This is a genomic window from Duganella kummerowiae (assembly GCF_053572355.1).
Map to the genome: position 1 here is coordinate 634046 of NZ_JBKFEH010000008.1, position 15500 is coordinate 649545.

At 64.5% G+C, this 15500-nt stretch carries 10 protein-coding genes; all 10 read right to left on the minus strand.

The annotated features are described in order from the left end of the window. Positions 1–23 precede the first annotated feature (23 nt). On the minus strand, positions 24–866 hold the full coding sequence (locus ACLB1G_RS10650; RefSeq protein WP_491627166.1) for an MlaA family lipoprotein: 843 nt from the start codon (positions 864–866) through the stop codon (positions 24–26). Then, positions 863–1333, minus strand: coding sequence for an outer membrane lipid asymmetry maintenance protein MlaD (gene mlaD, locus ACLB1G_RS10655; RefSeq protein WP_491627167.1), 471 nt, complete (start codon positions 1331–1333; stop codon positions 863–865). The genes ACLB1G_RS10650 and mlaD overlap by 4 nt, the downstream gene beginning before the upstream one ends. Positions 1334–1361: 28 nt before the next feature. After that, a complete protein-coding gene (gene mlaE / locus ACLB1G_RS10660) occupies positions 1362–2156 on the minus strand; it encodes a lipid asymmetry maintenance ABC transporter permease subunit MlaE (RefSeq protein ID WP_491627168.1) in 795 nt (264 codons plus the stop codon). Further along, positions 2153–2956, minus strand: coding sequence for an ABC transporter ATP-binding protein (locus ACLB1G_RS10665; protein WP_491627169.1), 804 nt, complete (start codon positions 2954–2956; stop codon positions 2153–2155). The genes mlaE and ACLB1G_RS10665 overlap by 4 nt, the downstream gene beginning before the upstream one ends. Positions 2957–3194: 238 nt before the next feature. Beyond that, a complete protein-coding gene (locus ACLB1G_RS10670) occupies positions 3195–4658 on the minus strand; it encodes a glutamate synthase subunit beta (RefSeq protein ID WP_491627170.1) in 1464 nt (487 codons plus the stop codon). 134 nt (positions 4659–4792) lie between these two features. After that, positions 4793–9517: a glutamate synthase-related protein gene (locus ACLB1G_RS10675; protein WP_491627171.1), complete on the minus strand. Its 4725-nt coding sequence runs from the start codon at positions 9515–9517 to the stop codon at positions 4793–4795. A gap of 148 nt (positions 9518–9665) precedes the next feature. After that, positions 9666–10367 carry an REP-associated tyrosine transposase gene (locus tag ACLB1G_RS10680; RefSeq protein ID WP_491627172.1) on the minus strand — a complete coding sequence of 234 codons (702 nt, stop codon included), beginning with the start codon at positions 10365–10367 and terminating at the stop codon, positions 9666–9668. Positions 10368–10450: 83 nt separating this feature from the next. Beyond that, the gene (locus tag ACLB1G_RS10685) at positions 10451–11131 is read right to left on the minus strand and encodes a response regulator transcription factor (RefSeq protein WP_491627173.1); all 681 of its coding nucleotides are present in this window, start codon (positions 11129–11131) and stop codon (positions 10451–10453) included. A gap of 51 nt (positions 11132–11182) precedes the next feature. Continuing rightward, a complete protein-coding gene (locus ACLB1G_RS10690; RefSeq protein ID WP_491627174.1) occupies positions 11183–12322 on the minus strand; it encodes a PAS domain-containing sensor histidine kinase in 1140 nt (379 codons plus the stop codon). Between the two features lie 41 nt (positions 12323–12363). Next, positions 12364–15492, minus strand: coding sequence for a DEAD/DEAH box helicase (locus tag ACLB1G_RS10695; protein WP_491627175.1), 3129 nt, complete (start codon positions 15490–15492; stop codon positions 12364–12366). Positions 15493–15500: the final 8 nt, after the last annotated feature.

Consider the following 15500-nt stretch of genomic DNA (forward strand, 5'->3'; position numbering starts at 1 on the left):
GCCTTAAAAAGTTGTATTTCGGATCACAGGCTGGCGTTCGCCGCAGCCGGTGCGCCCGAGTTTAACTCTTTTGGCGGCGTTTCGGATGACACGGGTGCGTAACTTTCCAGCGACGCAGTCGGCTTGGCGGCCGGCTTGGCGTCGTCCTCATCCTTGTCCTGCTTGGGCTTGCGGCTCTCGCCGCCGTCATCGATCTGGCTCTGGCGGCGCTGCAGGTAGCCGTCGCGCAGGAATTCGTAGCGGTCCAGGGCGGCGTCTTCCAGCAGGCTGGAAGCGTCCAGAAGCTGGGCGCGGGTATCGATCACGCGGATGCCGGTGCCGATGTTGCGCAGGTAGGTGGGCTCCTTGTAGCGCCAGATGTCGCCGGCGATGTCCACCGGCAGCGCCACCGTGTCGCGCACGGTGGACGGGCCCAGGATGGGCAGCACCAGGTAGGGACCGGAATCCACGCCCCAGTAGCCCAGGGTCTGGCCGAAGTCTTCCTTGTATTTCTTGATGCCGGCTTCCGAGGCAATGTCGATCAGGCCGGCAATGCCCAGGGTGGAGTTCAGCGAGAAGCGCATCAGGTCGCTCATGCCGGCCTCGCCCTTGCCTTGCAGCAGGGCGTTGATGGCGCTCCAGGCGTCGTTCAGGTTGCCGAAGAAGTTGCCCACGCCGGTCTGCACGAAGCCGGGCACGATGTCCTTGTAGGCCGTGGCCACCGGTTTCAGCGCGTATTCGTCGACCGTGTCGTTGAACTTGAAGGCGGCCCGGTTGTAGCTCTCGAACGGGTCGCGCGGGTTGGGACCGGCGCAGCCGCCCAGCAGCAGCGCCGCGCCCAGCGCGGCCGTCATGGCGGAAATACGGCTAGCTTTGTTACGGATCATTTATCGTCCTTTCCTTCGGCTGCCTTGCTGTAGATGAACTGGTTGATCAAGTCTTCCAGCACGGCGGCCGATTGCGTGCGGGCGATCTTGTCGCCGGCCGCCAGATTGTTGGTATCGCCACCGGCTTCGATGCCGATGTACTGTTCGCCCAGCAGGCCGGCCGTGAGGATCTTGGCCGAGCTATCCTTGGGAAATTTATAACCTTCTTCCATGTTCAAGGTTACCAGCGCCTGGTAGCTCTTGTCATCAAACTTGATCTCTCCCACACGGCCTACCACCACGCCGGCCGCCTTGACGGCGGCCTGGGGACGCAGGCTGCCGATATTGTCGAACTTGGCCGTGATGGCGTAGGTCTTGCCGAACGACAGCGAGCTGGTGTTGCCGGCCTTAAGGGCCAGGAAGAACAGGGCGGCCACGCCGACCACAATGAACAGGCCGACCCAGACATCGAGAGATTTACGTTGCATAGCGTATCCTTAAAATTCTTTTTCTTCGTTATTTACTGAACATGAGCGCGGTCAGCATGAAGTCCAGCCACCAGATCATCAGCGAGGAGATCACCACCGTGCGGGTGGTGGCGCGCGCCACGTCTTCCGGGGTGGGCTTGGCCTCGTAGCCCTGGTACAGGGCGATGAAGGTGATGGCAATGCCGAACACCACGCTTTTCACGAAGCCGTTGATGATGTCCTTGTACAGGTCGACGCCGCCCTGCATCTGCGACCAGAAGGCGCCGTCGTCGACGCCGATCAGCTGCACGCCCACCAGCCAGCCGCCCAGCACGCCGACGGCGCTGAACACGGAAGCGAGCAGCGGCACCGACACCACCCCGGCCCAGAAGCGGGGAGCCAGCACGCGCTGGATGGGGTTGACGGCCATCATTTCCATGGCGGACAGCTGCTCGCCGGCCTTCATCAGGCCGATTTCTGCGGTCAGCGAGGTGCCGGCGCGGCCGGCAAACAGCAGGGCCGTGATCACCGGGCCCAGCTCGCGGGTCAGGCCCAGGGCCACCAGCAGGCCCAGCGATTGCTCGGCGCCGTACTTGTTCAGAGTGTAATAGCCCTGCAGCCCCAGCACCATGCCGACAAACAGGCCGGACAGGGTAATGATCAGCATCGAATAATTGCCGATGAAGTGCAGCTGCTCGACGATCAGGCGCGGGCGCTTGAGCAGGCCCGGCGTCAGGCCCAGCAGGGTGACGAAGGTGCGCGCGCCATAGCCTATGCTTTCAACGAAGTCGCGCAGCGGCGCGCCCAGGCGCGACAGCAGGCCGGAGACGATGCCGGCGCTCATGGGTGGACTCCCAGGCCCAGGTCGTCGGCCAGCGACTTGCCCGGATAGTGGAAGGGCACCGGACCGTCGGCCTCGGCGTTGACGAACTGCTTCACATAGGGGTCGGTGGACACCATCATCTCGGCCGGCGTGCCGTGCGCGACGATCTTGCCTTGCGACAGGAAGTACACATAGTCGGCAATCGAGAAGCTTTCCTTGACGTCGTGCGAGACCAGCACCGTGGTCGAGCCCAGCGCCGTGTTCAGGTTGCGTATCAAATTGGCGGTCACGCCCATGGAAATCGGGTCCAGGCCGGCAAACGGTTCGTCGTACATGATCAGTTCCGGGTCCAGGGCGATGGAACGGGCCAGGGCCACGCGGCGCGCCATGCCGCCCGAGATCTCGCCGGGCTTGAGCTTGGCGGCGTTGCGCAGGCCGACCGCGTGCAGCTTCATCAGCACCAGGTTGCGTATCAATTCCTCGGGCAGGTCGGTGTGTTCGCGCAGCGGAAAGGCCACGTTTTCATAGACGGTCAGGTCGGTAAACAGGGCGCCATGCTGGAACAACATGCCCATTTTCCGGCGCAGCAGGTACAGGCCGGCGGTGTTCAGCTTGTGCACCACCTGGCCCTGCACCTTGACCTGGCCCTTTTGCGGGCGGATCTGGCCGCCGATCAGGCGCAACACCGTGGTTTTACCGCTGCCCGAGCCGCCCATGACCGCCACCACCTTCCCCTTGGGGAAGTCCATATGGAGACCGGACAAAATGGCCCGCTTTCCATAACTGAAGTGTAAATCGCGTATTTCGACTAGATTTGGCACGTCGGAGCTCATTGTTTTTAATGCCGTATTGTAGTGCAGAAAGGTCAATCTCTGCTGGAAGCCCCCGGTTTCTCTATTAAATGGAAACAGGTGGGTAGCAGATAGTACAACACTACTGAACCTCAAGTCAGCAATTTACATCAGGCATGTTTTGTTACATACGGCCGTGCCGGATGCAAAAAGGCCGGGGGCGGCGGAGCCTCGCTCCCCCGCCCCCGGCCCCGTGCCAGGCTGGAAATCAGCGCGGCAGGACGGAGGAACCCATCAGGAATTCATCGACGGCGCGCGCGCACTGGCGGCCTTCGCGGATGGCCCAGACCACCAGGGACTGGCCACGGCGCACGTCGCCGGCGGCAAACACCTTGGGCACATTGGTCTTGTAGCAACCATCGCCGTCGGTGGACGCCTTGGCGTTGCCGCGCGCATCTTTATCGATGCCAAAGGCGTCCAGCACATTGGCCACCGGCGACACGAATCCCATGGCCAGCAGCACCAGGTCGGCCTTCATCTCGAATTCCGAGTTCGGCACTTCAGTCATCTTGCCGTCCTTCCATTCGACGCGGCAGGCAACCAGCTTCTCGACCTTGCCGCCTTTGCCTTCCAGGCGCTTGGTGGCCACCGCCCAGTCGCGCTCGCAGCCCTCGTCGTGCGAGGACGAGGTACGCAGCTTGGTCGGCCAGTACGGCCACACCAGCGGCTTGTTTTCCTGCTCGGGCGGACGCGGCATCAGTTCGAACTGGGTCACCGAGGCGGCGCCGTGGCGGTTGGAGGTGCCGACGCAGTCGGAACCGGTGTCGCCGCCGCCGATCACCACCACGTGCTTGCCGGTGGCCTTGATCTGGTCCTTGACCTTGTCGCCGGCGTTGACCTTGTTCTGCTGCGGCAGGAAGTCCATGGCGAAGTGCACGCCCTTCAATTCACGGCCGGGCACCGGCAGGTCGCGCGGCTGTTCCGCGCCGCCGGCCAGGATCACGGCGTCGAATTCCTTTTCCAGGTCTTCCGGGAAGATGGTTTCCTTGGCCCAGTTGTTGACGTTGGCCGGGAAATCCTTGCCGATCAGCACGCTGGTGCGGAATACCACGCCTTCCGCTTCCATCTGCTTGATGCGGCGGTCGATGTGCGACTTTTCCATCTTGAAGTCGGGGATGCCGTAGCGCAGCAGGCCGCCCGGGCGGTCCGATTTTTCGAACACGGTCACGGCGTGGCCGGCGCGCGCCAGCTGCTGGGCGGCGGCCAGGCCGGCCGGGCCGGAACCGACCACGGCCACTTTCTTGCCGGTCTGGACGGCGGCCGGCCGCGGCACCACCCAGCCGTGCTCCCAGCCTTCATCGATGATCTTGTGCTCGATCGACTTGATGCCGACCGGATCTTCGCTGATGCCCAGGGTGCAGGCGGACTCGCACGGGGCCGGGCAGATGCGGCCGGTGAACTCGGGGAAGTTGTTGGTCGAGTGCAGGGTGTCCAGCGCTTCGCGGTAGTTGCCGCGATACACCAGGTCATTCCAGTCCGGGATGATGTTGTTGACCGGGCAGCCGTTGTTGCAGAACGGGATGCCGCAGTCCATGCAGCGCGCGCCCTGGATCTTGGCCTGGTTGTTGTCCAGCTTGATAACGAATTCCTGGTAGTTCTTCAGGCGCGCGGCGGGCTCCAGATAGCCCTCGTCCTGCCGCTGGAATTCCATGAAACCGGTGATTTTACCCACGATGTAATCCTCAATATTGTGTATACAGACCCGGGACCGTTGCGCCGTCAGGCCCGCGCACGCGGGCATCCATGCTGAGCTGAGCCGGGATGCTCAGCATGGGTTCCCGCCTGCGCGGGAACGACGCCTGGCGATCAGGCGGCGATCGGCTGCACGGCGGCCGCTTCGTTGGCCTTGTCTTCTGCCATGGCGGCCAGGGCGCGTTTGTATTCGTTCGGGAACACCTTGACGAACTTGCTACGCGCCTCGGCCCAGGTATCGAGCAGCAGGCGGGCGCGGGTCGAGCCGGTGTGCTTGAAGTGACGCTCGATCAGGCGCTTCAGGATGACCTCGTCGGCCTCGGTCTCGCCGCCGCGCGCCAGGCTGTGCCAGGTGGCGCGGTGGGCTTGCTGGTCGGCCGCGCTCAGCACCGGCTCCAGGCTCACCATGGACGTGTTGCACTTCGATTCGAAGTCGCCGTCCGGGTCGTACACATAGGCCACGCCGCCCGACATGCCGGCTGCGAAGTTGCGGCCGGTGGCGCCTAGCACCACCACGGTGCCGCCGGTCATGTATTCGCAGCCGTGGTCGCCGGTGCCCTCGACGATGGCGGTGGCGCCCGAGTTGCGCACGGCGAAGCGCTCGCCGGCCACGCCGTTGAAGAAGGCTTCGCCGCTGACGGCGCCGTACAGCACGGTGTTGCCGATGATGATGTTGTTGACAGCCCAGCCACGGAACTCGGTATTGGGGCGCACGATGATGCGGCCGCCCGACAAGCCCTTGCCCACGTAGTCGTTACCCTCGCCCACCAGGTCGATGGTGATGCCGTGCGCCAGGAAGGCGCAGGCCGACTGGCCGGCCGTGCCCTGCAGCTGGATGTGGATGGTGTCGTCCGGCAGGCCGGCGTGGCCGTAGCGCTTGGCCACTTCGCCCGACAGCATGGTGCCCACGGTGCGGTTCAGGTTTTTCACCGGCGAGATGAAGGATACGCGTTCACCTTTTTCCAGCGCCGCCTTGGCCTGTGCGATCAGCTTGTGGTCGAGCGCCTTGTCCAGGCCGTGGTCCTGGTCCATGGTGTGGTAGATCGGGTCGTTGTTCTGCACTTCCGGCTGATGGAAGATGTTGCTGAAGTCCAGGCCCTTGGCCTTCCAGTGCGAAATCGCCTTGGACTTGTCCAGCAGGTCGACCCGGCCGATCAGCTCGTCGTAGGTGCGGATGCCCAGTTGCGCCATCAGCTGGCGGGCTTCCTCGGCCACGAAGAAGAAGTAGTTGACCACGTATTCCGGCTTGCCCTGGAACTTGGCGCGCAGCACCGGATCCTGGGTGGCCACGCCCACCGGGCAGGTGTTCAGGTGGCATTTGCGCATCATGATGCAGCCTTCCACCACCAGCGGGGCGGTGGCGAAGCCGATTTCGTCGGCGCCCAGCATGGCGGCAATGACGACGTCGCGGCCGGTACGCATCTGGCCGTCGGCCTGCACGCGGATACGCGAACGCAGGCCGTTCAGCACCAGGGTCTGCTGGGTTTCCGCCAGGCCCAGCTCCCACGGGGTGCCGGCGTGCTTGACCGACGACAGCGGCGAGGCGCCGGTGCCGCCGTCATGGCCGGCCACCACCACGTGATCGGCCTTGGCCTTGGTGACGCCGGCCGCCACGGTGCCGATACCGACTTCGGACACCAGCTTGACCGAGATCGAGGCGCGCGGGTTGGCGTTCTTCAGGTCGTGGATCAGCTGGGCCAGGTCTTCGATGGAATAAATGTCGTGGTGCGGCGGCGGCGAAATCAGGCCCACGCCCGGCACCGAGAAGCGCAGGGTGGCGATGTATTCCGACACTTTATGGCCGGGCAGTTGGCCGCCCTCGCCGGGCTTGGCGCCCTGGGCCATCTTGATCTGGATCTGGTCGGCCGAGTTCAGGTAGGCGGCCGTCACACCGAAGCGGCCGGAAGCCACCTGCTTGATGCGCGAACGCAGCGAGTCGCCATCCTGCAGCGGGATGTCGACCACCATTTGCTCGGAGCCCATGACGGTGGCCATGGTGTCGCCCTGCTTGATCTTGATGCCCTTGAATTCCTGCATGTAGCGCGACGGGTCCTCGCCGCCTTCGCCCGTGTTGGACTTGCCGCCGATGCGGTTCATGGCCACCGCCAGGGTGGCGTGGGCTTCGGTCGAGATCGAACCCATGGACATGGCGCCGGTGGCAAAGCGCTTGACGATTTCCTTGGCCGGTTCGACTTGGTCCAGCGGGATCGCCTTGGAGGGATCGAGCTTGAACTCGAACAGGCCGCGCAGGGTCAGGTGGCGGCGGCTCTGGTCGTTGATGATCTGGGCGTACTCTTTATAGGTCGAGTAGTTGTTGGCGCGGGTCGAGTGCTGCAGCTTGGCGATCGCGTCCGGGGTCCACAGGTGGTCCTCGCCGCGCACGCGGAAGGCGTATTCGCCGCCGGCGTCCAGGTTGTCGGCCAGCACGGGGTCGTTGCCGAAGGCCAGGTTATGCAGGCGCAGCGCTTCCTCGGCCACTTCGAAGATGCCTATGCCTTCCACGTTGGAGGCGGTGCCGCGGAAGTATTTGTCCACCAGCGACTTGTTCAGGCCGATGGCCTCGAAGATCTGGGCGCCGCAGTAGGACATATAGGTCGAGATGCCCATCTTGGACATGACCTTCATCAGGCCCTTGCCGACCGCCTTGGTGAAGTTGTAGATGGCTTTTTCGCCGGACAGCTCGCCCGGCAGGCCGGCCGCCATCTCGACCAGGGTTTCCATGGCCAGGTAGGGGTGCACGGCTTCGGCGCCATAGCCGCCCAGCAGGGCGAAATGGTGGGTTTCGCGGGCCGAGCCGGTTTCCACCACCAGGCCGGTGGAGGCGCGCAGGCCCTTGCTGACCAGGTGCTGGTGGATGGTGGAGGTGGCCAGCAGGGCCGGAATGGCCACGCGGTCGGGGCCGACCGAGCGGTCCGACACGATCAGGATGTTGTGGCCGGATTTCACCGCGTCCACGGCTTCCGCGCACAGCGAGGCCAGGCAGGCTTCCACGCCCTCCTTGCCCCAGGCCAGCGGGTAGCAGATGCTCAGCTCATAGGACTTGAACTTGCCGCCGGTGTGCTGGCTGATGTTGCGCAGGCGCGCCATGTCGTCGAAGCCCAGCACCGGCTGCGATACTTCCAGGCGCATCGGCGGGTTGACGTTGTTGGTGTCCAGCAGGTTGGGCTTGGGACCGATGAAGGACACCAGCGACATCACCATGGCTTCGCGGATCGGGTCGATGGGCGGGTTGGTGACCTGGGCGAACAGCTGCTTGAAGTAGGAATACAGCGGCTTGAGCTTGTTGGACATGACGGCCAGCGGCGAGTCATTGCCCATGGAGCCGGTGGCTTCCTCGCCGGCCACGGCCATCGGGGCCATCAGGAATTTCAGGTCTTCCTGGGTGTAGCCGAAGGCTTGCTGGCGGTCCAGCAGGGACGGCACGGCTTTCTCGCCGGGGGCCGCTGTGTACTTGCTACGGTTGTGGGCCAGCTGGCTTTCGCTCAGCTTGATTTCGTTGAGCTTGATGCGCACCGCGTTGATCCAGGCCTTGTAGGGCTTGGCGTTGGCGTAGGTGTCTTTCAGCTCCTTGTCGTCAATGATGCGGCCGGCTTCCAGGTCGATCAGGAACATCTTGCCGGGCTGCAGACGCCATTTCTGGATGATTTTCGACTCGGGTATCGGCAGCACGCCCGATTCCGAGGCCATCACCACCAGGTCGTCGTCGGTCACGATGTAGCGGGCAGGCCGCAAGCCGTTCCTGTCCAGGGTGCCGCCGATGTAGCGGCCGTCGGTGAAGGCCATGGCGGCCGGGCCGTCCCACGGTTCCATCATGGCGGCGTGGTATTCATAGAAGGCGCGGCGGTTGTCGTCCATGGTGCTGTGGTTTTCCCAGGCTTCCGGGATCATCATCATCATGGCCTGGGCAATCGGGTAGCCCGCCATCAGCAGCAGTTCCAGCGCATTGTCGAAGCAGGCCGTGTCGGACTGGCCTTCGTAGATCAGGGGGAACAGTTTCTGCAGGTCGTCGCCCAGCACGGCCGACTTCATCACGCCTTCGCGCGCACGCATCCAGTTGAAATTGCCCTTGACGGTGTTGATCTCGCCGTTGTGGGCCAGCAGGCGGTAGGGGTGGGCCAGCGGCCACTCGGGGAAGGTATTGGTCGAGAAACGCTGGTGCACCAGGGCCAGGGCCGAGATGCAGCGCGGGTCCTGCAAGTCCTTGTAGTACACGCCCACCTGGTCGGCCAGCAGCAGGCCCTTGTAGACCACGGTGCGGGCCGACAGCGAGGCCACGAAGAATTCCTTGCCGTGGATCAGTTTCAGGGCCTGGATGGCGTGGCCCGACGACTTGCGTATCACGTACAGCTTGCGCTCCAGGGCGTCTGTCACCATGATGTCGGCGCCGCGGCCGATGAAGATCTGGCGTATCACAGGCTCCTTGGCGCGCACGGTGGGCGACATGGGCATGTCGACGTCCACCGGCACATTGCGCCAGCCCAGCACGACCTGGCCTTCGGCCCGCACGGCGCGTTCGATTTCCTGTTCGCAAGCGATGCGCGAGGCATTTTCCTTGGGCAGGAACACCATGCCGACGCCGTATTCCCCGGGCGGCGGCAGTTCCACGCCCTGCTTGGCCATTTCGTCACGGTAGTACTGGTCCGGAATCTGTATCAGGATGCCGGCGCCGTCGCCCATCAGCGGATCCGCGCCCACTGCGCCACGGTGATCCAGGTTCTTCAGGATCAACAGGCCTTGTTCCACGATGGCATGACTCTTGTTGCCCTTGATATGGGCGACAAAACCGACGCCGCAGGCGTCGTGTTCATTTGAGGGGTCGTACAGACCTTGGGCTTTCATGGCTTCTCCGCTGCATATAGAAAATCGAAAAAGTAGAGTAGTGCAACGCAGCAGAAAATTCAATAACAACAATTAGGGTCGGAGTCACATTAATTTTTCTCATAACCTCAGAAAAATTAAATAGGGACATAGTAAAAACAAAATAAGTTCATGCTTCAGGCGGCTTGGCCTTGAACGGCCGGCCGCGCTTGGCGGGCAGCACCTGGCGCTGCACCCGCGCCTGCAGCGCGGCCTTGAATTGCTCCGAACCGAGCGGCCAGCCCTTGAGCAGGGCCTTGCCGATCAGCTCCAGCTCGGACGCCGTCAGCGGTGGTTCGGCCAGGGCCATGTAGGCCGCTTCGCGCTGGAACGGGGTATTGCCCAAGGCCCAATATTGCGCGTGATCGGTCACCAGGGGGTCCTGGCTCAGGCCGGCATGGTGCGGATAGCTGGACCAGGGATAGTCGGCCGCGCGCGCCACCATGCCATTGCGCACCGGGTTGAGCTCGATGTAGCGGCAGCACTGCATGAAATACTGCTCGGCATCGATCAGCGAGGTTTTGTAGCGTCCATTCCACAAAGTCCCACTACGGGAATACTTTTGGTTAAACCAGGGAACGTAGTAGCGCCCTATCCATTGCATCATGCCGCCCAGGCCGGCCTCGTCCGAGGGCGTGACCAGCAGGTGCAGGTGGTCCGGCATCAGCACATAGGCGTGGATGGCCACCTTGTATTGTTTGGCGGCGGCGCGCAGCCAAACCAGGAAAGCCTGGTAGTCGTCGGTGTCGTGGAAAATGGGCTGGCCGTTGGCGCCGGTCTGGATGACGTGGTGCGGCTGGCCGGGAACGATGAGGCGGGGAAGGCGGGCCATGGTGCGGAATCGGAGTCAAAACCCGATTCTACCGGCCCGGCGTCAGCGCGGGAGCACTCTGTCCCTGATTATTTTTAGGCGGCTCAGGACAGGTTGAAGCTGGCCGACAGGCTGTAGCCTTCGCCATAGGCGCTGCGCAGCGGCAAGTCCTGGCCCAGGCCGGTGCGGGCCTTCTTGCGCAGGCGGTAGACCAGCATGTCCACCCGGCGCCCGGCGTCCGGATCGTCGCCGCCTATGCCGGCCACGATGACCTGGCGCGGCACCGGACGGGTATTGATCGTGAGCAAGTGCAGGAAATTGCACTCTTTTTCCGTCAGCGTGATGGACATGCCCTGCAGTTCCAGCTGGCGGGCCGCCACTTTCAGGGTCCACTTGCTGGGCACTGGTATCGTTTCCTGCGGGCCGACACGCCGGTCCAGGGCCTCGATGTGCGCCGCCAGCTCTGGGAACTTGATGGGCTTGGTGAGGTAGTGGTCGGCGCCCAGGCGCAGGCCGAGGATGCGGTTGTCGAACGCCACGCGGCCGGTCAACACCAGCAGGCCGATCTGCGGATACAGCTGGCGCATGCGCGGGATGACATTGAAGCCGTCTTCGTCGGGCAGGCCCAGGTCCAGCACCACCACCCCGACATTGCCCTGGCTAAGGGCGGTCCACATATCGCTGGCGTTGTTGGTGATGTGCACTTCGTGTTCAAGCTCAGTCAGGAATTCCGCCATTTCCTCGGCGTAGTCCAGATTGTCTTCCACGATCAGTATTTGCGTCATTGATGCGCCATTCGTTCAATTGTTGAGCCCTGAGCCCAAGACTTGGGACTATCAGCTTGCTTCCCGGGGATTATCACTGCTGCCAACAGAGGGCGCAAGAGCTTTCCCGGCGCCGGAGCCGATCGGCAGCCAAATCCGAAATTCCGTGCCGCTTTCGTGAACATTCCGGGCGCTGAGCGTGCCGCCGTGCACGTCGATCACGGAGCGCGCCATGTACAGGCCCAGGCCGCTGCCAGGCACCTCGCCGGCCGTGCTGCCCCGGTAACCGCGTTCGAACACCTTGGCCAGCTCGGCCTCGGGGATGGCGGGACCGTGGTCGCGCACCAGCAGCTCGACGCCGCCCTCGCTGGCTATTCTGCCTATCAATTCTATCGCTGTGTCGGGATTTGTGTATTTAATTGCATTGTCCAGCAGGATTTCCAGGCACAGCCGCATGCCGGCGGGGTCGCAGCGCATCCACACCGGCAGCCCGGCCGTGCGCACCAGCACCTCGCGGCCACGGGTCCGGCCCTGTGCGGCCACCTCCTCCAGCAGGGCGGCCGGCGCGATTTCGTTGGGCTGGCGCGCCCGCCCTATGCTTTCCATGCGCTCCGGCGACAGGTACTCGTCCAGCATGGCCAGCAGGCGGTCGACCGCGCTCTGGATCTTGGTGTAGCGCTTGCGGGTGGCCTCGTCGTGGTGGGCGCCCGTCATTTCCAGGCGCTGGATGGCGCCGTCTATGGTGGACAGCGGCGTGCGGAATTCATGCGACAGCATGGAGGCGAACTTCTTTTGCTGGTAGATGAATTCGCGCCGCTCGCTGATGTCGCGCACCACGCCCACCAGCTGCGCCGGCTGCCCGTCCTGGTCCGGGACCAGGGTGGAGCTGATTTCCACCGGCACCAGGCGCCCGTCGCGGTGCGGCAGGTCGGCTTCGCGCAGCACCCGCAGCCGGCCGTGGTCGCCGCCCGCGTAGCGCTTCAGGCGGGCCGGCAGATCGTGCGCCAGCACGGCCGCCAGGGCCGGCGTTTCGGGCATGTCCAGGGTGTAGCCGAACTGGCGCTCGGCGGCCGGACTCAGGTAGACCAGCCGGAGGCTGGCGCTATCGATGATCCAGCTGGCCTCCTCGCTGTGCTGCAGCAGCAGGCGGTAGCGGGCTAGTTCCTCGCTGGCGGCGGCCAGCGCGGCCTCGAGTTCGGCAACAGTTTGCATGGCAGGCATCTCTCACGGATGATCCCGCCAGTATAGCGGTCCTACTCGACCAGCGGCGCGAAGATCTGCTGCAAGTCTTCCTGGGTCAGTGTCATCTTCTGCGATTCGCCTTCGGCCAGCACGGATTGCGCCAGGTCGGCCTTTTTCTGCTGCAGCAGCTGGATTTTCTCTTCCAGCGTGCCCTTGGCGATCAGCTTGTAGACGAACACCGGCTTGTCCTGGCCGATGCGCCAGGCGCGGTCGGTGGCCTGGTTCTCGGCGGCCGGGTTCCACCACGGGTCGTAGTGGATCACGGTGTCGGCGGCGGTCAGGTTGAGGCCGACGCCGCCCGCCTTCAAGCTGATCAGGAATACCGGCACCGCGCCCTGCTGGAAGGCGGCCACCTGGGCGCTGCGGTCCTTGGTGTCGCCGGTCAGGATGGCGTAGGGAATGTCGCGCTCTTCCAGCTCCTGCTCGATCAGTTCCAGCATGCTGGTGAATTGCGAGAACACCAGGATCTTGCGTTTTTCCTCCAGCAAGTCCTCTATCATCTGCATCAGGTCGGACAGCTTGGCCGAACCGGCGGTCTGCTTCCTGGACGGCAGCGACTTCACCAGGCGCGGGTCGCAGCACACCTGGCGCAGCTTGAGCAGGGCTTCCAGGATCACGATCTGGCTGCGCGCCACGCCCTTGCGGTCGATTTCATCGCGCACCTTCTGGTCCATGGCCAGGCGCACGGTCTCGTACAGGTCGCGCTGGGCGCCGGTCAGCTCGACCTTGCGCACCACCTCGGTCTTGGGCGGCAGTTCCTTGGCCACGCTATCCTTGGTACGGCGCAGCAGGAAGGGCTTGATGCGGCGGTTCAGCAGGGTGCGCCGCAGCGGGTCGTCCTGCCGCTCGATGGGGTGGCGGAACACGCTGTTGAAGTTCTTTTCGTCGCCCAGCAGGCCGGGCAGCAGGAAGTTGAACTGCGACCACAGCTCGCCCAGGTGGTTTTCCAGCGGCGTGCCGGACAGGCACAAGCGGTGGCGGGCGCGCAGCAGGCTGGCGCTCTGGGCCGCCTTGGAGCGGGTATTCTTGATGTAGTGCGACTCGTCCAGGATGACCAGGTGGAAATCGTGCTCGCGCAGCTTTTCCTCGTCGCGCGGCAGCAGGGCGTAGGTGGTCAGCACCAGGTCGGCTGAGGCTATCTGGTCGAACTGGGCCATGCGGTCCTTGCCCTGCAGCAGCAGCACTTTCAGGCCGGGGGCGAAGTGGGCCGCTTCCTCCTGCCAGTTGCCCATCAGGCTGGTGGGGGCGATCACCAGGGCCGGCGCGGTCAGGCGGCCGGCTTCCTTCTCGACCAGGATGTGGGCCAGGGTTTGCACCGTCTTGCCCAGGCCCATGTCGTCGGCCAGTATGCCGGCCAGGCCGTATTCGCGCAGGAATTGCATCCATGACAAGCCGTCGGTCTGGTAGTCGCGCAGGGTGGCCTGCAGGCCGGCCGGGGTGGCGATGCGCTTGACCGAGCCGAACTGGTTGAGGCGGGCGCCCATGGCGCGCAATTCCTCGCCGCCAGTCCATTCCAGCTCCACATTGCGGGCCAGCTCGTCCAGGCGGGCCGCGTCCAGGCTGGCCATGCGCAGGGCCGGCTTGATCTTGTCGCTGAAATACAGCTCACCCAGGGTGGCCAGGATGGGCTTGACCCGGCCCCAGGGCAGGGCCACGCGGGCCCCGTCCGGCAGGCTGGCCAGCATCTGGTCCTCATCGCCATGGGCCGCGATCACTTTGGGGCTGAAATCATTGGGCGCATTACGGATCAGCTGCACCAGCACCGGCAGCAGCGGCACTTTTTCCTGGTTGACCACGATGCCCAGTTCCAGCTCGAACCAGGCATGGCCGTTGTCGGCCGTGTCTTCCTCGACTTCGGCATACCAGCCTTCGACCTCGGTGACGTCGTAGCGGTACTTGGGGCTCTTGTCGACGCGCCAGCCGGCCTGCTGCAAGGCCGGGATGCCGTCGCGCGCAAAGCGTATCCATTCGGCCTGGCTGGGCAGCAGCAGGCCGCCCTTGACGCTGCTCAGCGGCAGGGTGCTGGGGGCGCGGAAATGGCGTTCGTTCAGGACCGCCAGGGCGGCCGCCTCGGCTTCGGCGTCGCGCTGGATGATTTCCGTGACCTCGCCGCGCTGGCGCACCACGCGCTGGGACGGATCGAAGGACACCCGTTCGCCATCGTAGTCGAAGGACAGCACGGCAAAGTCGTGCCAGCGCTGCAGGCTGCCGTCAGCCAGCATGGCGGCGTCCAGCAGCAGCACGGGACGCGGCTTGACGTCCTCGCGCAGGCGCTGCGGCAGCGGCTGCGGCAGCGGCATCAGCTGCTGCAGGCCATGCGCCAGCAGCAGCTGGGACACCCGCATCTTGTCGCTGTTGGTCAGCAGCGGGGCCTGGGCCACCAGGGCTTGCAGGTCGGCCAGCGGGATCTGGGCGCCGCCCTGGTTGAGCTGCAGCACCCCGCAGGACAGGTTGTCGATATACCACGGCGGATCGGTGGGCAGCATGTAGTCGATCTGGTCGGCGCCATGGTGGCGTGCGCCGTCGGGCGGCTCGACCTGCCAGCCCAGGCGCAGGCCCTTGCCTTCCTCGCGCCAGGCCAGGTTGGCTTCGCGCAGCTTGCCGGCTTTCAAGGGATAGACCAGCCCATTGCCGACATCGGACCATGAATTAGCCCACAGCAACTTTTCCTGGTCGGACAGCATTTGCAGCAGGGCCGCGCCTATCTTGCCGCGCGGCTCGGTGGCGCTGCCGGTTTGCGAGGCGGCGCCGCTGCGCATGGCCACGAAGAAACGTATCAAGTCCTCGTCGCCGGGTAGCAGGAAGCTGGGCGGGGCCGACAGCAGCGAGAAGATTTCGCTGACCGGGCTGGCCGCCGCCACGTCGCCGCTGGGACGCAACCTGGCCTTGTACAGGCATAGCGCCACGTGGCGGCCGCCGCTGGTGGGCGCCATCACATAGATCAATTTGTATTGCGTCTGCTTGGGATCGGCGTCGGCCGGCTCTACGGTCAACTTCGCCTTGGGGTGCGCCGCGGCGTCCACGCGCTGTAGCCAGGTTGCCACAGCGTACGACAATTGATTTGCGGGCGGCGCGTGGCGCACAGGGGCAGCCGGGGCCGCTGCCGGGGTAGCGGGGGCGTCGTCGCGGGTAAAATCCATAGCTCGCA